This is a genomic window from Kribbella sp. NPDC050124 (assembly GCF_044460355.1).
Lineage (GTDB): Bacteria > Actinomycetota > Actinomycetes > Propionibacteriales > Kribbellaceae > Kribbella.
Map to the genome: position 1 here is coordinate 66,111 of NZ_JBITJU010000010.1, position 20,254 is coordinate 86,364.

Below are 20,254 nucleotides of genomic sequence, written 5' to 3' on the forward strand. Positions count from 1 at the left end.
GATGCATGTGCATGGAATAGTCTCCCCTCGTGACACAGACAACGCACACCACATCGCCGGCTCGCATGACCTGGGACGCGCGCCTCTGGGGCGCCCTCCTGGTGGTCTGCGGCGTGATCTTCCTCGACGGCCTGGACGTGTCCATGGTCGGTATGTCCCTGCCGTCCATCGGCGCCGACCTGGGCGTCTCGCTCTCTTCCCTGCAATGGGTGGTCACCGGCTACGTGCTCGGGTACGGCGGCCTGCTGCTGCTCGGTGGCCGTACCGCCGACCTGCTCGGCCGCCGCCGGGTGTTCCTGATCGCGCTGGGCGTGTTCGCCGCGGTCTCGATGCTGAGCTCGCTCGCCACCAGCCCCGAACTGCTCATCGCCGCGCGGTTCGTGAAGGGTGTCGCCGCCGCGTTCACCGCCCCGGCCGCCCTGTCCATCATCACCACGACCTTCCACGAGGGCCCGGACCGCAACCGTGCCCTGAGCATCTTCACCACCTGCGCCGCCAGCGGCTTCTCGATGGGCCTGATCCTGGGCGGTGCGCTGACCGAGGTCGGCTGGCGCTGGACCTTCCTGATGCCCGGACCGATCGCCCTGATCGTGCTGCTGTTCGCGATCAAGCTGATCCCGAACAGCCCGCGCGACAACGCCGCCGGCGGGTACGACATCCCCGGCGCGATCACCGTCACGGCCGGCATGCTGTCGCTGGTCTATGCGGTCGTCGGTGCCGAGCACGCCGGCTGGGTCTCGGTGCAGACCATCGGGATGTTCGCGCTGGCCGTCGTGCTGCTGGCCGGGTTCGTCGCGATCGAGCTCCGGTCGAAGCACCCGCTGGTCCGGCTCGGCATCCTGCGCAACGCCTCGCTGCGGCGGGCGAACCTGGCCATCCTGACCGTGTTCGGCTCGTACGTCGCGTTCCAGTTGATCGGCACCCTCTACCTGCAGAACCTGCTCGGCTGGTCGTCGTTCGAGACCGCGCTGGCGTTCCTGCCCGCTGGTCTGCTGGTGGCCACACTGTCGCCGAACGCGGGCAAGCTGGCCGACCGGATCGGCACCGCTCCGATGATCATCGGCGCGATGGTGCTGTTCGTCGCCGGGTATGCGCTGTCGCTGCGGATCGGCCCGGAGTCGGCGTACTTCGCGACCGTGTTTCCCACCATCATGCTGATCGGCCTCGGGTTCGCGATCGGGTTCCCGGCGCTGAACATCCAGGCGGTGTCGGGTGTCCCCGATCACGAGCAGGGACTGGCGTCCGGGCTGTTCAACACAGCCAGCCAAGTCGGCGGCGCGGTGGTCCTCGCGATTGTGACCGCGGTGATCAGCAGCCAGTCGGTCGGCGTGACCACGCCGGCCGGGATGCTGTCGGCGTACAAGCCGGGTCTGGCCGTCGTGACCGGTATCTCCGCGCTCGGTCTGCTGATCGCGCTGACCGGTCTGCGCGGGCTGCGGGCTCGCCGGGGGGCTGAGGCTGCGGAGGCGGCTGAACTGGCCGCCGTACAGAACGAACTGGCCGAGGAGGAGATGACCCCGGCCGCGTGACAACAACCAGCCCGTGCGGGCTGTTTGGAGATATGGAGCAGTGCGGGTCACTCAGGTGGCCCGCACTGCTGTATTCGGGGCGATCCCCGATTGGTTTCGACCCGGCGGGGTGCTGGACTGTCTGTATGAGCAACGAGAGCGACTACGACCGGCGGGTCAAGGACATCCTCGACCGGGTCGCCAAGGGCCACCTGTCCACCGCGGAGGGCGCCACGCTGATCGCCGCCCTCAAGCCGACCTTGGGCGAGGCCGGCGACTCGAGCGCGCCTGCCGGGGGCCCGGTCGCGCAAGAGCCGGTTGTCGACGACACCGAGGAGGTCGCCGGGGACAAGACCGGCTGGCCGGCTGCGGACGACCTCGCGTCGCCGTCGGTCTGGGCGGACGCCGTGGACTCACCGGATGCCGCCGTACCCGAGGACGCTCCGACCGGCCGCCACACGGCCGAGCCTGCTGCCGAACCAGTTGCCGAGCCTGTTGCTGAGCCTGTTGCGCAGCAGAACGGTGCGCAGGAGAGCGTGGTCGACGAAGCCCCCGCCGAGGCTGTGTCCGAGGCTGAGTCCGGGGCTGAGGACGTCGAGGAGGAGCACAGCAACGTGCCGATGCCGGCCGGGGTGCAGCGGGTGACGGTGCGGGCGATCGGCCGCCGCGTGCGGCTGATCGGCGAGCCGGCGGTCACCGGGGTCGCGGTGGACGGGCCGCACGTGATCAAGCGGGACGGCGACACCCTCGCGATCAGCAGTGAGGGCGACATGGGCGTCTCGATCGACGGGTTCAGCATGCTGCGCAACCCGACCGACCTGAAGTCGCACGTGAACGGCCTGGCCAAGGAGCTGTCCATCCGGGTCAACCCCGCGCTGCAGGTCGAAGTCGAGGTCACCGGCGGCAGTGTCAACGCCGAGCGCCTGCCCGGCCTGACCCGAGTTCGCGTCACCGCCGGTACGGCGAAGGTCGCGGACGTCGACGGGCCGATCGATCTGCTGGTCCAGGCGGGCTCGGCCAACCTGGACGCCCAGATCACCAAGGGCCGGTCCCGGGTCCGGGTCGAGTCCGGCGCCGCGAACGTGAACCTACGCCGCGGATCGGACGTCCGCGTGCACACCGAGTCCCAGCTCGGCCGGGTCGCCTGGACGGGCGCCGTCACCGGCCAGTCCAAGGACGTCGAGATCGGCCGCGGCCGCGCCGCCCTGGACGTCGAGGTCCTGGTCGGCACAGCCCAAATCGCCTCCGACTAGTCGTTTCGAGCGCCAGGCAGATGCTGTGGGTCTGCCTGGCGTTGGTCTGTCGCTGGGACCGTGCGGAAGGTGCGGAACGGTGAGAAGACCAGGAATGCCGTGCCGGCGAGGGTTGCCAGGCCTGCGGTCCACAGGGTGGCTCGGAGTCCGAACGCCGTACCGAGTGCGCCGCCGAGCAGGCTGCCGAGTGGCATGGCGCCCCAGCTCACGAAGCTCATGGTGGCGCTGACGCGTCCCTGCAGCTCCGGCGGGCACACGCGCTGCCGGGTGCTGACCTGCAGGATGTAGCTGACGATGATGCAGAACCCGGCCAGCAGCATGGCCAGCACGTACCAGCTCACCTGCCAGCCCGTGCCTGTCAGTGCCTGCAGGGTGAAGGCGACGCCGATGCCGATCGACGACACGAGCAGTGTGCGCGCATCGCCGTACCGGTTGCTGATCTTCTCTGTCACTGCGGACGCGACGATGGCGCCGACCAGGCCGATCATGCTCAGTACGCCGATCGTGCTCGGCTGCAGGTGGAGCTCACGGACCAGGAACACGATCATCACCGCGCCGGCGGCAGCCTGGAACAGCATGGTGGTCGCCGTGTTCAGCGCGATCGGCCGCAGCAGGGGATGCCCGAACACATAGCGCATGCCCTCGGCGATCTCCCGGCGCAGGTTCGGCTTCTCCGGCTTGGCCGGCTGCTGCTCCGGCGTACGGATCGAGCGGAGCCAGATCGCTGACCACAGGAAGCTCAGCGCGTCCACGCCGATCGTCACGGCGGCACTGAGCCACTGGACGAGCACACCGCCGGCGCCTGCGCCCAGCACTGCGGCGACGGAGTGGTTGGCGGCCAGCTTGGCGTTGCCGGGCAGCAGCTGCTCTGGTTCCAGCAGTCGCGGCGGGTAGGAGCTGTGTGCCACGTCGAACAGCACTGTCAGGACGCCAGTGAGCACGAGTACGACGTACAGCTGAGTCAGAGTCAGTACGCCGAACAGCGCGGCGACTGGGATCGAGCCGAAGAGCACTGCGCGACCCAGGTCGGCGACCACGAGCACTGGGAGACAACGGACCCGGTCCACCCACGCGCCGGCGAACAGACCGAGCACCAGCCAGGCTGCGGTCTCGCAGGTCCGGAGCAGCGAGACCTGGAAGGTGGTCGCGTCCAGGGTGATCACGGCGAGCAGCGGGATCGCGATCATGCTCAGCCGGGTACCGAGCTGGCTGAGCAGGTCGGCGATCCAGAGGCGGCGGAAGTCGGGGTGGCTGAGGATGCTCCGGCTGGACGTCATACCCGGACGGTAAGGGCATAGTTGAGCGATGTCGACTCAACTATCAACAAAGTTGAGTCCTCTCGACTCAAGTTTCTGCTCAGGGATAAAGGTGTCGAAAACTGTCGGCGCCCTCGGCCAGGATGGTGGCCTGCGTCACATCCAGAAGGGGGACGTGCGGAATGGCAGCAATCGAGGCGACCGGCCTCGTGAAGACATTCAGGTCCAGGAAGAACACGGTGAAGGCACTCGACGGCATCGACCTCGACGTGCCGGAGGGGAGTGTGCTCGGCCTGCTCGGGCCCAACGGCGCGGGCAAGACCACCACGGTCCGGATCCTCACCACCTTGATGGCGCCGGACGAGGGATCGGCCCGGGTGCTCGGGCACGACGTGGTCAAGGACGCCGACACGGTCCGCTCACTGGTCGGCCTGTCCGGTCAGTACGCCGCCGTCGACGAGCTGCTCACCGGCCGGGAGAACCTGTGGATGTTCGGCCGGCTGTACCGGCTGAGCAGCCGGCAGGCGAAGCAGCGGGCCGAGGAGCTGCTCGAGATCTTCGACCTGACCGAGGCGGCGGACCGGATCCTGAAGACCTACTCCGGCGGCATGCGGCGCCGGCTGGACCTCGCCGGTTCGCTGATCGCGCATCCCAAGGTGCTGTTCCTCGACGAGCCGACCACCGGTCTCGACCCGCGATCGCGGCTCGACCTGTGGCAGATCATCCGGGACCGGGTCAGCGAAGGCGTCACGATCCTGCTCACCACGCAGTACCTGGAGGAGGCCGACGAGCTCGCGGACAGCATCGCCGTGGTCGACCATGGCTCGGTGATCGCCCGCGGTACGGCGGATGCGCTCAAGGCGAAGGTGGGCGGCGAGCGGATCGAGGTCGTGGTCCACGATCCGGAGGAGACCTACCGGGCGCTCGAGCTGCTCACCACCGCACTCGAGGTCACTGACCTGGACTCGACCTCGATGGACAAGCACAACCGGCGGATCACCGTGCCGGCGCCGGGCGGCTCCAGTTCGCTGGTCGACGTGATCCGCACCCTCGACGGAGCCGGCATCCGGATCGCCGACATCGGGCTGCGGCGGCCGACGCTGGACGATGTCTTCCTCACCCTGACCGGGCACGAGGCCGAAGAGAAGGAGAAGGTGTGAGTACGTCGGAGCGCCCGGAGAAGGTGAGTTCGGCCGGCCGGGCGTTGACGGATGCCGGGGTGCTGGCGTGGCGGAGCCTGAAGCGGATCCCGCGGACGCCGGACATGCTGATCTACGCGACCATCCAGCCGATCATGTTCGTGCTGCTGTTCGCCTACGTGTTCGGCAACGCGATCCCGATCCCGGGATTCCCGGGCGCGCAGGCGTACCGGGAGTTCCTGATGGCCGGGATCTTCGCCCAGACGATGGCGTTCGCGGTGGCCTCGGCGAGCGTCGGTCTGGCCGACGACATGTCGAAGGGATTGATCGACCGGTTCCGGTCGCTGCCGATGGCGCGCTCCGGGGTGATCTCCGGCCGAGTGATCGGCGACCTGGTGTTCAACGCGTTCGTGATGGTCGTGATGGTGATCTGCGGGTTCATCGTCGGGTGGCGCTGGCACAACGGCTTCGGCAACGCGCTGGCCGCGTTCGGGATCCTGCTGCTGTTCGCGTTCGCGATGCTGTGGGTCGGTGCGCTGATCGGTCTGTCGGTCGGCACGCCGGAGGTGGCGGCCTCGGCGGGCCTGATCTGGCTGTTCCCGCTGACCTTCCTGTCCAACGCCTTCGTCCCGACGCCGAACCTGCCCGGTGGCCTGCAACCGGTCGCGGAGTGGAACCCGATCTCCTCGATCGTCGCCGCCTGTCGGCACCTGTTCGGCAACCCGTCCCCGTTCGCCAGCCCGGACGGCTTCCCGGCGCAGCACCCGGTGTGGCTGTCGCTGATCTGGTGCGCGCTGATCATCGGGATCTTCGCACCCCTCGCCGTACGCAAGTACCGGAGCGCAACGAGTCACTGAGTTCCTTTGGCGGCGGCCGGACAGCCTTGTCCGGCCGCCGTCGCACGTCCTGAGCCGTTGACAAGATTTATACGGCGTACAAATACTTCGAACTGTGTTAAAGAAACCGGCGGCGAACTGGCGGGAGGCGCGGCGGGAGAACGCCCGGGCCGCGGTGCTCACCGCCGCCTGGGAGCTGGTCGGCGAGGATGGGCTGGCCGCGCTGTCGCTGCGGGAGCTGGCGAAGCGGGCCGGCATCACCACGCCGACGGTGTACGCGTACTTCGAGTCCAAGAACGCCATCCTGGACGCGATGTTCGCCCAGGCGGCCCAGGACTTCGTCGACCAGAAGGCCGCGCTACCGGTGACGGACGATCCGCAGCAGGATCTGCTGGCCGATGTCCGGATGTTCATTGCCTTCGGCGTCTCCGACGTACCGCGCTATCAGCTGTTGCTCCAGCACGCGGTGCCCGGGTTCACGCCGTCGGCGGAGTCCTATGGGTTGGCGGTCAGGGCGCTCGGCGCCACCCGCGAGCTCCTCGCACGCAACGGCGTGCACGATCCGCGACACCTCGACATCTGGACGGCGGTGACGACCGGTCTGGTCGACCAGCAGGTCGCCAACGACCCCGGCGGCGACCGGTGGACCCGTCTCGCCGAAGACGTCACCAGGATGTTCCTCGCCCAGTTCGCTCGCGGGGACGCCAGTGAAGCAAGGGGGAAACCATGACCAGCGTGACCCAGCCCAGACTGCACCACCTCGCCCTGACCGTGACTGACCTGGACGCCAGCGTCCAGTGGTACGGCGAAGTGTTCGGGGTACGACCGGTGCTCGACGTACCGCACGAAGGCGGGGTCGGCCGGATCCTGGCCGACGAGAGCCGTCAGCTGATGATCGCCCTGCACCACCACGACACCAACGACGGCGGACTGTGCCAGGAGACCGTCACCGGCCTCGACCACGCCGGTTTCGCCGTCCCGACCCGCGCCGACCTCGAGCAGTGGCAGGACCACCTCGAGGCCCACGGCGTCGTCCGCGCCGACACCGCCGACAAACCCCTCACCCAGTCACCAATCGCCGACGAACCCTACGCCTCCGTCCTCGTCTTCCGAGACCAGGACAACATCCAACTAGAGCTCTTCGCCCCCACCCAGCACTGAATGAAACCCCTGGCCCGGGCACTCGCTTACTGGGTTCGTCGATGCGTCAATACAAGTAGAGCGGTGCCCCAGCGGACGCAGGCCTGCTGGGTGGGGGATGCCGGCGCCGCTCCGGGCCGGGGAGGGATCGAGGTCTGCCGGGCGGCGGCCGCCGGGGACAGCGTCCAGTCGCGGGCGCGCGGCTTGCGTCCGCGAGCATCCTCAAGGGGGGAACCATGAGACACCTTCGCAGCGCGGCTCTGGCCGCGCTCGTGCTCGGCACCCTGATCACGTCAGCGGGCACAGCGCTCGCAGCTCCGCCGGGCAACGACACGTACAGCGGCCGCACCGTGGTCGGGGCTGCCATCCCGTTCACCGACAGCCTCGACACCACCGAGGCGACCGCCGACAGCGACGACCTCAGCACCGACTTCTGTGGAACACCCGCGCCCATCCCGACGAATAACAGCGTCTGGTACGAGATCACGCCGACCGCAGACGGCATGCTCGGGGCCGATATGTCTCAGTCGACTTACTCGGCCGCCGCGATCGTGGCGACCGGCAGCCCGGGGAACTGGAGCCTTGTGGTCTGCGGTTTCAATGGGCTGACGTGGACGGCAACCGCTGGAACGACGTACACGTTGCTGGTCTTCGACGCCCTGTTCGAGGGCGGGGGTGGGACGCTCAACCTCACGATCGACGTGGTTCCGCCGCCACCCACGGTGGACATCACCGTGAACCCGATCGCAACCTTCAACAGCCAGACCGGTTCGGCGACAGTGAGCGGGACCGCGACCTGCACCGGCGAGCCGGGCTCCGGGTTCGTGACGACCACCCTGACCCAGCAGGCCGGGCGGTTCATCGTGCGCGGCAGCGGCTTCTCTCCCGACTTTCAGTGCGACGGCACGACACGGTCATGGAGCTTGGAGGTCCCGCCGGACGGCAGCAAGTTCGCCGGGGGCAAGGCGGAAAGTGTCACGAACGCGTTCGTCTGCGGATCCTTCGGGTGTGGATTCGACTCCGAGGAGCGCACCATCCAGCTACGCGGTCGCGCGTAGGAACCTGCCTACCAGACCGCCCCCACCCGGCGGTGAGTGAGAAGCGCCCCGGTGGTTGTCCACCGGGGCGCTTCGGAGCTTGGTGGGGTTAGCCGGTGAAGGGTTCGGCGGCGACGATCTCGACGGTCACGTCCTTGCCGTTCGGGGCCTCGTAGGTGGCCTTGTCGCCCTTCTTCTTCCCCAGGATCGCGGATCCCAGCGGGGACTGCGGCGAGTAGACGTCGATGTCGACCGACGCGTCCAGGGCGAGCAGTTCGCGGGAGCCGAGCAGGAACGTCTCGACGTCGTCGTCACCGGCGAACTTGATCGAGACCTTCATCCCCGGCCCGATCTTGGCGCCGGCCTTCGGGGTCTCGCCGACCCGGGCCCGCCGCAGCATGTCCTCCAGCTGCCGGATCCGCGCCTCGATCTTGCCCTGCTCGTCCTTGGCGGCGTGGTAGCCGCCGTTCTCCTTGAGGTCGCCCTCGTCCCTGGCCTCGCTGATGCGCTGAGTGATCTCGGCACGGGCCGGGCCCTTGAGATGCTCGAGCTCGGACTTCAGCTGGTCGTAACCGTCCTGCGTCAGCCAGACAACGCTGTCCTCTTCGATCCGCTGCGTCACGGGCTGCTCCTTGTGTCGGTGGGATGGGCAGAAATGCTTCTGGCCGCCGTCGTCGACGGCGACCAATCCACTGAGCGTAGCAAGTTACGGCGCGGAACCCCACAGGTCTTTGCCGCCGCAAACGCCGGGAAATCGCTTGCCAATTGGTCTATCCCACATCGTGAACACTTCCGGCGGCAACCGATTGCCGTCAGCCCCGACTTTCGCCTCTGACCTGGGCGTTTTCCCCAGGTACGTCGTAGTCTTTGCCGGCCTGGCCGCATCCGGCGGACAGATTGGTGGGGGACGGAGATGGATGTGGAGCCGGTCGGCGTCGAGTCAGTGACCCGGAAGCGGGGGCGGGGGCCGCTGCTGTGGATCGCGGGCGTTGTCGTACTTGCGGTCGTGGCGGCTGCGGTGATCTGGGGTGTGATGGGCCGGCAGTCCGCCGGTGGCGAGGCCAGTGCGGTAGCTGGCACGCCGACCGTGACAACGTCCGAACCGTCGGACGAGGAACGGATGCTGGCCGGCATCGACGCGATCCTGAAAGCACGAGCGTCGGCGGTGCTCTCCGGCCGACTGCCGCAGTACCTCCAGGCTGTCGACCCGAAGAACCGCAAGCTGCGTCAGAGTCACCAGCAGGTGTTCGCCAACCTGCGGATAATCGGCCTTCGTCACCTCAGCTTCCAGCGGGACGCCAGATGGGCTCCGGAGCCGCGGGCGCAGCACGGCCCGAGCGCCCGGACAGTCCGTGTCCTCATGCTGGTGCAGATCGCCGGCATCGACTCGTCTCCGCGCGCGGTCTCGCTGGGCCACACCTTCGCCGAACGCGGCGGCCAGTGGCTGTTGGTGGCCGATGACGACCTTGGCATCGAGAGTGAACTCAGCGGCGGCTACCGCGAACCCTGGGACCTCGGCGCTATAGCGGTCGCCCGGAAGCCCGGCGTACTGGTCATCGTCCCGGCGGCCGAACGCCGAAACGGTGAACGGCTGGCGAGAGAGTCACAAGCGGCCATGCCGGGGGTGCGTTCCGTCACCCGGCGCGCACCGGCGGGGATTCTGGTGATTGCGCTGGCCGACCGTAAGTCGATGGATCCTGGGTGGCGGACCGGTGGCCATCCTGCTGCTGGCGTCGCCGCGCACAACTACGGCCCGGCGAATCCGGAGGCGACCGAGTTCAAGGTCACCGGGAGCCGCGTGGTGATCAACCCCGACGAACGCCGCGAGGCCGACCGGTTGCTGCTCGCCCACGAGTTCACGCACGCGGCGATGGCGTCGCTCGGGAACGGCGCGCCGACCTGGCTGGTGGAAGGCTACGCAGAGTACGGCGAGCTACGACTCGCCGAGCGGAGCGGCTACCGGCGAGGGGTCGACGCTCACCGTCGCGAGTTGCTGCGCGAGGAGATACCCCAGCTCGCGGTCCTCCCGATCGACGGCGTTTTCCACGGCGAGTACGACGAGAACAGCTACGGGGTGAGCTGGATCATCGTCGAGTACCTGGTGGAGAAGTACAGCCTGGCCACCGTCAACGCCTTGTATGCCGACCTCGCTCGCGGCGACGACGATCCCGCCGTACGCGAGCAGGTGATTCGGAAGCACCTGAAGGTCAGCGAGGCGGCGCTGGTTGCGGCGCTCAAGAAGTACGACGGTCCCGCCTGACGGGCTCGCCGTACGTCGGGGGATGTCTGAGGAACTGGTGGCCTTGAACAGGAAATAACGTGTTCACGGCCACGGGCTCGCCGACACGGCCCGGTTTGTGGCCCGTTCGGGGTGCGGCGACCGAGGGTCAGTGGGGGCGGGGGTTGCCGGGGGTGGTGCAGCCGATGAGGACGACCGAGGTGGCTGCGCGTTGGGTGGTCAGGGTGGCTGGGAGGGTCTGCTTGCGGGGGGAGTCGGCGGGGACCGTGACGGTGAGCTCGCCGACGATGGAGAAGTCGGCGGCCTTGGCTTGCAGGCGGCAGGTGGCTTCCGTCGACTCGGTGCGGTCCACCTGAATCGTCGCCTTCGCCGAGGTCGGCGAGATGATCTCGAACCCGAGCAGGCGCGACGTCACCGGCGGGGTGGACTGCACGAACGCCGCCCAAACCAGCCAGGTCAGCCCGGCGGCGGCGATCACTGCAGCCACACCGATAATCACCGGCTTCCGCGAGCGACCACTCCGTCCATACCTCGCGTTCAGATCTTCGGTGCCGTCTTGGTCTGAGTTCAGCGGCGGACCCGGCGTGGGCTTGCTGGGAGTTGCGTCGGTCACGGGTTATCCAGGGGTCGGTCGTGGGGGTGGGGTGGGGTTGGAGGACCATTGTGTCTTGTGAGTGGAGAGCTTCGGTTGCTGCATGTGCATGCCCACCCTGATGACGAGTCGAGCAAGGGGGCCGCTTCGACGGCTCGGTACGTGGCCGAGGGCGTGGAGGTCCTGGTCGCCACGTGTACCGGTGGCGAACGTGGATCGATCCTGAATCCGAAGATGGACCGCCCGGAGGTGCTCGAGAACATCACCGAGATCCGCCGGCAGGAGATGGACGCGGCCCGGGCGATCCTGGGCATCCGGCAGGAGTGGCTGGGCTGGGTCGACTCCGGCTTCCCGGAGGGTGACCCGCTGCCGCCGCTGCCGGAGGGCTGCTTCGCCGCGCGCAAGGTGGAGGACGCGGCCGCGCCGCTGGTGAAGCTGATCCGCGAGTTCCGCCCGCAGGTCGTCACGACGTACGACGAGAACGGCGGCTACCCACATCCCGACCACGTGATGTGCCACCAGATCAGCGTCGCCGCGTTCGAGGCGGCCGGCGACCAGGACGCCTACCCGGAGCTCGGCGAGCCGTGGCAGCCGCTGAAGCTGTACTACCACCACACGTTCCACTACGAGCGGATGAAGGCGCTGCACGACGGCATGCTCGCGCGCGGCCTGGAGTCGCCGTACGCCGAACGCCTGAAGGACTGGAAGCCGGACCCGGAGAACGAGCGCCGGATCACCACCCGGGTCGAGTGCGCGCAGTACTTCGCCGTCCGGGACCAGGCCCTGCTCGCGCACGCCACCCAGATCGACCCGGACGGCGCGTGGTTCGCCGTACCGCTGGAAGTCCACCAGGAGGCGTGGCCCACCGAGGACTACGAGCTGGCGCGGAGCCTGATCGACTCCGAACTGCCTGAGAATGACCTGTTCGCGGGGCTGCGCTGACGGCGGGCCAGGACAGTGAGAGACTGGTGGCGTGACAGCGATGACTTTCCTTCCGGCGGCCGAGATCGATCCGAACTCGGTGCGCCCCGGCTGGGTCGCGCTGCTGATCGTGCTCGCGCTCGGTGCCGCCACGGCGCTGCTGGTGCGCAACATGGGCAAGCAGTTGAAGAAGATCGACTTCGACGGCGATTTTGCGCGCGACCGAGCACCGTCCGACGTCCCAGCGAGTACGGACAGCTCAGCGGCCCCGGCTGGCGATGCCGAGCCGAAGGCGACGGACGCCCCGACGACGCCTGAGCCGGAGCCCAAGGCAACCAAGCCGCCGACGGAGCGTGACAGCAAGGCGCACTCCCAGCACTGAGCCTGGGTTGATTCTGCGCTGAGTTTGCACCGGACCATCACGAGATGGTGTCGGACTGGGCAGCCCACCTTCGGCTGACCCTATAGTGACTCGCGTGCTGAATCGTGCCGATGGCGTGGACGCCTGGTGACCGGGACCCGCGCCGCCCGGCACCGCATGCCCGGACGGCTGCTCCTGGGTGGCGCGAGCGCGGTGCTGGTTGCCTCGTTGGCAATGGTCGTGGCGCTCTTCGCGGCCGGCAGTGAACCGCGGGACATCGGCGGGATCGGCGGTCCTGGACAGCTCGTCAACTGGCTGCTTCCGTTGCTGCGAATGATCTCCACGCTCGCGACCGTCGGCTGCGCGGGTGCTCTGCTGGCGGCCGTCGTACTGCTCCGGGTCGATGGCGGCCCGCTGGGTGTGCAGGGCCGTCGGGCCGTGCGGGACGCCAGCAACTCGGCGATCATCTGGGCGGCCTGTGCGTTCGCCGGCGCGATCGTCACCGCCGCGATCCTGCTCGACACCCCGGTCGACCTGCTCCGGCTCCGGCTGGACGACGCGCTCGGCATCCCGGAGGTCAAATCACTGCTGATCACCGGCATTCTCGTGGTGGCGCTGGCGGTCGGCATCCGCCGCGTCCAGACCTCGTCGGCGGCCGGTCTCGGCGTGGTCGTCGCGATCACGGCGCTCATCCCGACGGCGGTCACGGCGTACCCACGCAACGAGTCGTACGTCGTCATCGCCGGAGCAGCCCTGGTCATCCACGTCATCGCCGCGACGAGTTGGATCGGCGGCCTCGCGGCTCTGGTTCGCTACGGGCGAGCCAGCCGCGGGGGACTCCCGCTTGTCCTCCAGCGGTTCAACCAAGTGGCGTTGATCTCGTCGATCGCCGTACTCCTGAGCGGCCTGCTCAGCGGCGCCGGCCGGCTCGCGGCGAAGGGCGGCGGCTGGGAGTCGGTGCCCGACGCCCTCACCGAGGACTCGTACGGCGCCCTGCTGCTCGCGAAGGTCGCCGCGTTCCTGATCCTGGTCGTCGCCGCCGGCCTGCAACGCAGCCGAGCCCGCGGCAACCTCCTTGAAGGCGGCCGCGGGTTCTGGCAGGTCGTCGGCTTCGAACTCGTGATCATGGCCCTCACCCTGGGCCTGTCGGTGGCCCTGTCACAGACCATCTGAGGCTGCAGCGCTCGCGTAGCGCTGTAGGAACAGGGCTTCGGTCAGTGCCATCGCCGCGATCTCATCTGGATGCACGCTTTCGTTCGGCGCATGGATGAGGGCCGCGGGTTCCTCCACACCCATGAGGATCAACTCGGCTCCGGGGAAGGTGTCCGCGAACACGTTGCACAGCGGAATGGAACCGCCTTGGCCCAGCGTGGTCATCGGCGTTCCGTACGCCTCCTGCATCGCCGAACCCATGGCCCGGTAGGCCGGCCCGTCGGTCTCGGCCTTGAAGGGGGCTCCTTCCGCCTCGATCCGGGTGCCGACGTGGACACCCAAGGGCGCGACCGCCTGCAGGTGGTCGATCAGGCTGGTCGCAGCCTGGTCCGGGTTTACGCCCGGCGGTATCCGCAGGTTCAGTCGCGCTGCCGTCTTCGGCACGATGGCTGCCGCCGACCCGACGACCGGTGGGCAGTCGATGCCCAGGATGGTCACCGCCGGACGTGCCCACAGCATGTCCGAGACGCTGCCGCTGCCCGCCAAGGAGACGCCGTCCATCACCATCGCGTCGCGGCGGAACTGGTCGGACGGATAGGGCTCGCCCGACCAGGTCTGGGTGGCGTCGAGCCCCTTGACCGTGGTGTTGCCTTGCTCGTCGCGCAGACTGGCCAGCATCGCGACCAAGGCCGCGAGCGCGTCCGGTGCGGCGCCACCGAACATGCCGGAGTGCAGTTCGGAGCCGAGCGCTTCGACCGTCACCACGATGTTCACCATTCCGCGCAGACTCACCGTGGCCGCGGGCCGGCCGACGGCCGCGTTGCCGGTGTCGCAGACCAGGATTGCGTCCGCGCGCAGCAGCTCGGGGTGCTCCGGCACGAAAGCTTCGAGACCGCCGGTCCCTTGCTCCTCCGACCCTTCGACCACGAGCTTCAGGTTCACCGGCACCTCGTCGCCGAGCGCGCGAAGCGCGGCGAGGTGCGCGACGATGTTGCCTTTGCAGTCGGCGGTCCCGCGGCCGTACCAGCGGCCGTTCTGCTCGGTCAGCTCGAACGGCGGCGTGCGCCAGGCAGCCTCGTCGAGTGGCGGCTGGACGTCGTAGTGGGCGTACAGCAGCACCGTCGGAGCGCTGGGATCCGGGCCCGGCCGGGACCCGACGACGGCGCGACTGCCGTCGGCTGTCTCGTGCAGGGCCGCGTCGGAGAATCCCAGCTCCTTGAACTTGTCCAGCACCCAGGTCGCGGCGCGCTCGCACTCCTCGGGCGGGAACTGGCGGGGATCAGCCACGGACTTGATCGCGACGAGGTCGGTGAGCTCGGCCCGAGCCTGCGGCATCAGCTCCGCGATCCGGGTGCGCAGGTCCATCTCCACTCACCCCGCGACGTCGTCGGTCTTGAGGTCGTTGACGAACTCCTGGAACTCCTGCAGCTCCTCCGGACAGTAGATCTCGATGATCAGCAGCTGGCCCTGGACGACCCGGCTGTCCGCGATCACGGGCCGCATCCCCGGCCCGGCCGCGCCGTTGGACAGCAGCGACAGCAGGATTCCCTTGCTGAGCGCGTCGTTCGGGTTGCTGCAGGTGGCGCCGCCGTGGGTGCCGAGCACGTGCACGACCTGGTCGCGCGTCGGAGTCCGAGCTCCCTTGGCCTCGAGTTCTGAGATGAGTTGGTCGGCCTTCTGCTCGGCCTCCCGGGTGTACTTCGACGAGCTGTAGGTGAACAGCCCGATGATCAGCAGAATCACGAGGACCACTGCGACGACGATGTAGATCGTCTTGCGTTCGCGGCCGGACTGGGTCTCCACCGGGGTGCTCATGACTCCGCCGCCTCGGTAGGCTCCGGCTGCTTCCAGCTCGGCTTCCGCAGCTTCAGGAACAGGTACGGCACCAGCAGGCCGAGACCGAGCGCACCGCCGCCGACGATCAGCAGGTAAACGAAGGTGTTACCGGACTCGAACTGCGACGGCGGGATGAAGCCGACCAGCAGTGCGGCGAGCGAGGCGGCGAAGCCCACGCCGCACATCCCGACGAGCATGGGCGCTCGGTAACCCCGCGGGTGGTCGGGCTGCTTGCGCCGCAACTGAATCGCGGCGAGGAACATCAGCAGGTACATGATCAGGTACACCTGGGTGGTGATCACCGAGAAGATCCAGTACGCGCTCGAGACATCGGGGATGAAGGCGTAGCCCAGCGCGATCACGGTGGTGATCAGGCCCTGGACGACCAGGATGTTCTGCTGCACGCCGTTCTTGTTGAGCTTCTGCAGGTACGGCGGCAGGTAGCCTTCCTGGCGCGAGATCAGCAGCAGGCCCTTGGACGGACCGGCCAGCCAGGTGAGCATGCCGCCCAGGGACGCGGTGACCAGCATGATGCCGACGATCGGCGTCAGCCACTGCCAGCCGAAGTTCGCGAAGACCGCGTCGAAGGCCTGCATCACACCGGCGGTCAGGGACAGCTCCTCGGCGGGGACGATCCAGCTGATCGCGAGCGCGGGCAGGATGAAGATCGCCAGCACGAGACCCATCGCGAGGAAGATCGCCTTGGGGAACTCCTTCGGCGGGTTCCGCAGCGACGACACGTGCACCGCGTTCATCTCCATGCCGGAGTAGGACAGGAAGTTGTTCACGATCAGCACGAGGCTCGCCAGCCCGGCCCAGGCCGGGAAGATGTTGTCGGCGGTCATCGGAGCAGCCGACGGGTTGCCCTGGCCGAGGAACACGATGCCGAGGGTGACCAGGACGGTGCCCGGGATCAGGGTTCCGATGATGAGGCCGCCACTGGCCAGGCCGGCCACGCCCTTCGTACCGCGAGAGGAGATCCAGACGCCGGTCCAGTAGGTGACCATGATCACCGCCGCGGTCCAGACACCGCTGCTGGCCAGCTCGGGGTTGAAGACGTACGCGAGGGTGCTCGCGACGAACCCGAGCAGGCTCGGGTAGTAGAAGATCGTCATCGCGAACTGGCACCAGACCGCCAGGAAGCCCAGCGGTTTCGACAGGCCCTCCGAGACCCAGCGGTAGACGCCGCCGGTCCACCCGGACGCCAGTTCGGCGGACACGAGCGAGGTCGGCAGCAGGAACACGAGTGCCGGGAGCAAGTACAGGAAGACGCAAGCCAGGCCGTAGACGGCCATGGTCGGGGCGGCTCGCAGGCTGGCGACGGAGCTTGTGGTCATCATCGCCAGAGCGACCCAGGAGATCCACGTGGTGGCGGGGACCTTGGCTTTGGCGGTTGCGGCCACCGCGGGCGGCTCGACGGGAACGTCCGCCGAACTCATCGCAACCACGCTCGAAGTGACAGAAGACCAACCATCATCGTCCCCCTTTGGTCACGATGCAGCGGTGGTAGTGGTGACAGGCTAGGAATCAGCGGTCACGGGCGGTTCATCCGCAGCGGATGAGAATGAGACGGGCTGTCTCACTCGCGACCAGTCCAACCGCCTGCTACTCGACGACGCGGAGGTGGTGGTCGGTGTTGTTGAACCGTTGTCCGGCGTTCTGGGTGACCGTGACGATGTCCTCGATCCGGACCCCGAAGCGGCCGGCCAAGTAGATCCCGGGCTCGATGGAGAAGCACATGCCGGGCTCGAGCGGCTGCTCCTCACCCTCGATCATGTACGGCGGCTCGTGCGTCGTCACGCCGATCCCGTGGCCGGTGCGGTGGATGAACTGGTCGCCGTACCCGGCATCGGTGATGACGGCCCGGGCCGCGCGGTCGATGTCCTGGCACGGCACACCCGGCTGGACGGCCTCGAATCCGGCCTGCTGTGCCGCCCTGACGATGTCGTGCACCTTCTGCACCTCGTCGCTCGGCTCGCCGACGCAGACCGTCCGCGTCGTGTCGGACCCGTACCCGTTCATCAGGCCGCCGAAGTCGAGCACGACCGCGTCACCGGGCTGGATCACGCGTTCGCCGGCCTCGTGGTGCGGGTTGGCGCCGTTGGGACCGGAACCGACCACGGTGAAGTCGACCTGTTCGTGGCCGAACTCGCGCAGCAGCCGGGCCAGGTCGGCCGCGACCTCGCTCTCGCGCCGGCCCGCGAAGCGGAGCTTGACGATCTCCTGGTACGTCGAGTCGGCCGCCTGGCCGGCCTGGGCCAGCCGGCCCAGTTCGTTGGCGTCCTTGACCGCACGCATCATCGGCATGGCCTGGCTCAACGCGTGGTACGTCGTCGCCGGTCGCGCCCGCTGCAGCCCGAGCAGGTGCATGGCCCAGGCAGAGTCCGAGATCCCGAAAGAGCCATCGACCTTCAGCAGGCTTCCGGTCAGTGGGTACGGATCGGATCCGTCGGTCCAGTCGATCATGGTGAGGGCGCCCGCGCCTTCGGCCGCCTCCGCGTCGGGCCGCTCGAGCGTCGGCACCACCAGCGTGGGTTCGCGGTCGGCGGACAGCACCAGCATCGTGAGCCGTTCGGTGATGGCCGTCGGCTGATAGCCGGTCAGCCACACCAGATCCGGTCCGGGTGCGACGATCACGCCACTGAGCCCCGCCCCGACGGCGTCGTCCACCACTCGAGTCATGCGTGCGGCGTAGTCGTCCCGGCTGAAGGGGATGGCTGTCCGCTCTGTGGCCGTCGTCATCTCGCCACCTCCGGACATCCACGCTAGGACCGCCGATCCGGGCCGGACTCATCCGGAAGGGGTGAAACCGCGGTCCACCCGGGGTGCGGGCGCCAGGCCGGGCCGGATGTGCTGTAGTTGGGAGATGAATCGCTTGGCGAACGCGACATCGCCGTATCTCCTGCAGCACAAGGACAATCCGGTCGCCTGGCGGGAGTGGTCGGCGGCCGCGTTCGCGGAGGCGCGGGAGCGGGACGTGCCGGTGTTCCTGTCGGTCGGGTACTCGGCTTGTCACTGGTGTCACGTGATGGCACACGAGTCGTTCGAGGACGACGCGACGGCGGCGTACCTGAACGAGCACTTCGTCAGCATCAAGGTGGATCGCGAGGAGCGTCCGGACGTGGACGCGATCTACATGTCCGCCACGGTGGCGATGACCGGGCACGGCGGGTGGCCGATGTCGGTGTTCCTGACCCCGGACGCCGAGCCGTTCTTCTGCGGCACCTACTTCCCGGGCGAGCCACGCAGCGGTATGGCGTCCTTCCGCCAGGTGCTCGAGTCACTCGTCGACGCGTGGCGGACCAAGCGCGACCAGATCGACGGGATCGGCCGGCGCGTGGTCGAGCAGCTCGGCGCCCAGCAGCACCAGCCGGGCGAGGCGATCGACCTCGACCGGGCCGCCGCGTTGCTGCAGGTCGACTTCGATCCGGTGGACGCCGGGTTCGGCTCCGCGCCCAAGTTCCCGCCGTCGATGGTGCTCGACTTCCTGCTGCGCCACCACCGCCGCACCGGCTCCGGGGATGCGCTCGCGATGGTGGCGCAGACGTGCGACCGGATGGCCCGCGGCGGCATGTACGACCAGCTCGCCGGTGGGTTCGCGCGGTACTCCGTCGACGGGCAGTGGGTCGTGCCGCACTTCGAGAAGATGCTGTACGACAACGCGCTGCTGCTCGACGTCTATACGCACTGGTGGACGATCAGCGCCGACCCGCTGGCCCGCCGGATCGTCGAGGAGACCGCCGACTTCCTGCTCGCCGAGCTCCGCACCGCCGAAGGCGGCTTCGCCTCGGCGCTGGACGCGGATACGGAGGGGGAGGAGGGCAAGTACTACGTCTGGGCGCCGGAGCAACTCCACGACGCCCTGACCGCCGACGACGCGAAGTGGGTCATCGACCTCTGCGACGTCACCGGCACCTTCGAGCACGGCTCCTCGGTCCTTCAACTCCGCCAGGACCCGGACGACTCGGACCGCTGGCAGCGCATCCGCGCAACCCTCCGCGAGGCACGCCGCACGCGCACATACCCGGGCCGCGACGACAAGGTGGTTGCCGCCTGGAACGGTCTCGCCATCACCGCGCTCGCCCGCGCCGGCGTCGTCTTCGACAAGCCCGAGTACGTCGAAGCGGCAACAAACGCGGCCAGATTGGTCCGGGACGTCCACCTCGACGAGAGCGGGCGACTGCACCGGACCTCGCGGGACGACGTCCGCGGCACCGCCCACGGTGTTCTCGAGGACTATGCGGCGTACGCCCAAGCCTGTCTCACTTTGTTGGGTGTCACCGGCGACGTGACGTGGTTCGACACTGCAAAGGGCCTGCTCGACCGGACCCTCGAGCAATTCGTTGCTGATGCCTCCTACTACGACACCGCGGCCGACGCCGAGGAACTGGTCTGGCGTCCGCAGGACCCGACCGACAACGCCAGTCCCTCCGGCGTGAGCCTCGCCGCCGAAGCCTTCACGACCCTCGCCAGCCTGACCGGATCAGTCCGGTACGAGACTGCCGCCGAGCAGGCTCTGAGCGCCTCCGCGACGATCGCCGACCGCGCACCCCGGTTCGCCGGCCGGGCCCTCGCGGTCGCCGAGACGATTGCCTCCGGCCCCCTCGAGATCGCGATCACCGGCCGGTCCGCCGACCTGCTCCGGACCGCGCTGATCACCGCGCCCTGGGGTACGGCGATCGTCCACGGCGACCCCGGTCTCGCCGTACCGCTGATGGACGGCCGTGGCCTGATCGACGGCAAGCCGGCCGCGTACGTGTGTCAGAAGTTCACCTGCCGGCTGCCGATCGTGTTGCCGGAAGACCTTCGCCGGGAGTTGACCCCCGCGCACTGACAACGAGGGCAGTGCGGGTTTTCCCTGCGGTTTCGGGGGAATCCCTTGACTCCTGCCGTTGTGGGGACGAGAGTCCTCCCTCAGTCGGATGTAACAGATCTCGCATGTCCTGACACGCAGTGTCACAGCTGAGTAGTGGCACTGTTGCGC

The 20,254-nt window shown here is 68.4% G+C and carries 19 protein-coding genes; 12 read left to right on the plus strand and 7 right to left on the minus strand.

Features of this window, described 5'->3' with window-relative positions; translation table 11 throughout:
* The first annotated feature begins 29 nt into the window (after positions 1-29).
* Together ACIBL3_RS23240 and ACIBL3_RS23245 are read left to right on the plus strand one after the other, a co-directional pair.
* Positions 30-1,529 carry an MFS transporter gene (locus tag ACIBL3_RS23240; protein ID WP_396355614.1) on the plus strand — a complete coding sequence of 500 codons (1,500 nt, stop codon included), beginning with the start codon at positions 30-32 and terminating at the stop codon, positions 1,527-1,529.
* A 125-nt stretch (positions 1,530-1,654) separates the two neighbouring features.
* A complete protein-coding gene (locus tag ACIBL3_RS23245; protein ID WP_396355615.1) occupies positions 1,655-2,761 on the plus strand; it encodes a hypothetical protein in 1,107 nt (368 codons plus the stop codon).
* Here ACIBL3_RS23245 and ACIBL3_RS23250 read toward each other — a convergent pair.
* The gene (locus ACIBL3_RS23250) at positions 2,758-4,038 is read right to left on the minus strand and encodes an MFS transporter (protein WP_396355616.1); all 1,281 of its coding nucleotides are present in this window, start codon (positions 4,036-4,038) and stop codon (positions 2,758-2,760) included. The two genes, ACIBL3_RS23245 and ACIBL3_RS23250, sit on opposite strands and share 4 nt — an antisense overlap.
* A 161-nt stretch (positions 4,039-4,199) precedes the next feature.
* Between ACIBL3_RS23250 and ACIBL3_RS23255 the strand changes: the two genes are divergently transcribed.
* The 5 genes from ACIBL3_RS23255 (at position 4,200) to ACIBL3_RS23275 (ending at position 8,190) form a co-directional block, all read left to right on the plus strand.
* On the plus strand, positions 4,200-5,177 hold the full coding sequence (locus ACIBL3_RS23255; protein ID WP_396355617.1) for an ATP-binding cassette domain-containing protein: 978 nt from the start codon (positions 4,200-4,202) through the stop codon (positions 5,175-5,177).
* Positions 5,174-6,013 carry an ABC transporter permease gene (locus ACIBL3_RS23260; RefSeq protein WP_396355618.1) on the plus strand — a complete coding sequence of 280 codons (840 nt, stop codon included), beginning with the start codon at positions 5,174-5,176 and terminating at the stop codon, positions 6,011-6,013. Before ACIBL3_RS23255 ends, ACIBL3_RS23260 begins: the two co-directional genes overlap by 4 nt.
* A gap of 94 nt (positions 6,014-6,107) precedes the next feature.
* Positions 6,108-6,722 (plus strand): TetR/AcrR family transcriptional regulator, encoded by a 615-nt coding sequence (locus tag ACIBL3_RS23265; RefSeq protein WP_396355619.1) that lies wholly within the window; start codon positions 6,108-6,110, stop codon positions 6,720-6,722.
* Positions 6,719-7,153 carry a VOC family protein gene (locus ACIBL3_RS23270; RefSeq protein ID WP_396355620.1) on the plus strand — a complete coding sequence of 145 codons (435 nt, stop codon included), beginning with the start codon at positions 6,719-6,721 and terminating at the stop codon, positions 7,151-7,153. Before ACIBL3_RS23265 ends, ACIBL3_RS23270 begins: the two co-directional genes overlap by 4 nt.
* A 215-nt stretch (positions 7,154-7,368) precedes the next feature.
* On the plus strand, positions 7,369-8,190 hold the full coding sequence (locus ACIBL3_RS23275; protein ID WP_396355621.1) for a DUF6299 family protein: 822 nt from the start codon (positions 7,369-7,371) through the stop codon (positions 8,188-8,190).
* 88 nt (positions 8,191-8,278) lie between these two features.
* Here ACIBL3_RS23275 and greA read toward each other — a convergent pair whose 3' ends face one another.
* The gene (greA, locus tag ACIBL3_RS23280; protein WP_132324853.1) at positions 8,279-8,791 is read right to left on the minus strand and encodes a transcription elongation factor GreA; all 513 of its coding nucleotides are present in this window, start codon (positions 8,789-8,791) and stop codon (positions 8,279-8,281) included.
* Positions 8,792-9,082: 291 nt separating this feature from the next.
* On the opposite strand from greA, the gene ACIBL3_RS23285 reads away from it, so the two are divergent.
* On the plus strand, positions 9,083-10,429 hold the full coding sequence (locus ACIBL3_RS23285; protein WP_396355622.1) for a hypothetical protein: 1,347 nt from the start codon (positions 9,083-9,085) through the stop codon (positions 10,427-10,429).
* A gap of 127 nt (positions 10,430-10,556) precedes the next feature.
* Here ACIBL3_RS23285 and ACIBL3_RS23290 read toward each other — a convergent pair whose 3' ends face one another.
* The gene (locus ACIBL3_RS23290) at positions 10,557-10,979 is read right to left on the minus strand and encodes a DUF4307 domain-containing protein (protein WP_396355844.1); all 423 of its coding nucleotides are present in this window, start codon (positions 10,977-10,979) and stop codon (positions 10,557-10,559) included.
* Positions 10,980-11,078: 99 nt separating this feature from the next.
* On the opposite strand from ACIBL3_RS23290, the gene mca reads away from it, so the two are divergent.
* The 3 genes from mca to ACIBL3_RS23305 all read left to right on the plus strand — a co-directional run bounded on the left by mca (position 11,079) and on the right by ACIBL3_RS23305 (position 13,455).
* Complete coding sequence (gene mca / locus ACIBL3_RS23295; RefSeq protein ID WP_396355623.1) at positions 11,079-11,942, plus strand: mycothiol conjugate amidase Mca; 864 nt, start codon at positions 11,079-11,081, stop codon at positions 11,940-11,942.
* 31 nt (positions 11,943-11,973) lie between these two features.
* A complete protein-coding gene (locus ACIBL3_RS23300; protein WP_396355624.1) occupies positions 11,974-12,303 on the plus strand; it encodes a hypothetical protein in 330 nt (109 codons plus the stop codon).
* A 126-nt stretch (positions 12,304-12,429) separates the two neighbouring features.
* Positions 12,430-13,455, plus strand: coding sequence for a copper resistance D family protein (locus tag ACIBL3_RS23305; RefSeq protein WP_396355625.1), 1,026 nt, complete (start codon positions 12,430-12,432; stop codon positions 13,453-13,455).
* Here ACIBL3_RS23305 and ACIBL3_RS23310 read toward each other — a convergent pair.
* The 4 genes from ACIBL3_RS23310 to ACIBL3_RS23325 all read right to left on the minus strand — a co-directional run bounded on the left by ACIBL3_RS23310 (position 13,441) and on the right by ACIBL3_RS23325 (position 18,012).
* Entirely contained in the window at positions 13,441-14,799 is a 1,359-nt protein-coding gene (locus ACIBL3_RS23310) for a dipeptidase (RefSeq protein ID WP_396355626.1), read from the minus strand. The genes ACIBL3_RS23305 and ACIBL3_RS23310 overlap by 15 nt on opposite strands.
* Positions 14,800-14,805: 6 nt before the next feature.
* Positions 14,806-15,249 carry a hypothetical protein gene (locus ACIBL3_RS23315; protein WP_396355627.1) on the minus strand — a complete coding sequence of 148 codons (444 nt, stop codon included), beginning with the start codon at positions 15,247-15,249 and terminating at the stop codon, positions 14,806-14,808.
* Entirely contained in the window at positions 15,246-16,709 is a 1,464-nt protein-coding gene (locus ACIBL3_RS23320; protein WP_396355628.1) for an APC family permease, read from the minus strand. The genes ACIBL3_RS23315 and ACIBL3_RS23320 overlap by 4 nt, the downstream gene beginning before the upstream one ends.
* A gap of 166 nt (positions 16,710-16,875) precedes the next feature.
* Complete coding sequence (locus tag ACIBL3_RS23325; RefSeq protein WP_396355629.1) at positions 16,876-18,012, minus strand: M24 family metallopeptidase; 1,137 nt, start codon at positions 18,010-18,012, stop codon at positions 16,876-16,878.
* Positions 18,013-18,136: 124 nt separating this feature from the next.
* Between ACIBL3_RS23325 and ACIBL3_RS23330 the strand changes: the two genes are divergently transcribed.
* A complete protein-coding gene (locus tag ACIBL3_RS23330) occupies positions 18,137-20,104 on the plus strand; it encodes a thioredoxin domain-containing protein (RefSeq protein WP_396355630.1) in 1,968 nt (655 codons plus the stop codon).
* Positions 20,105-20,254 lie beyond the last annotated feature (150 nt).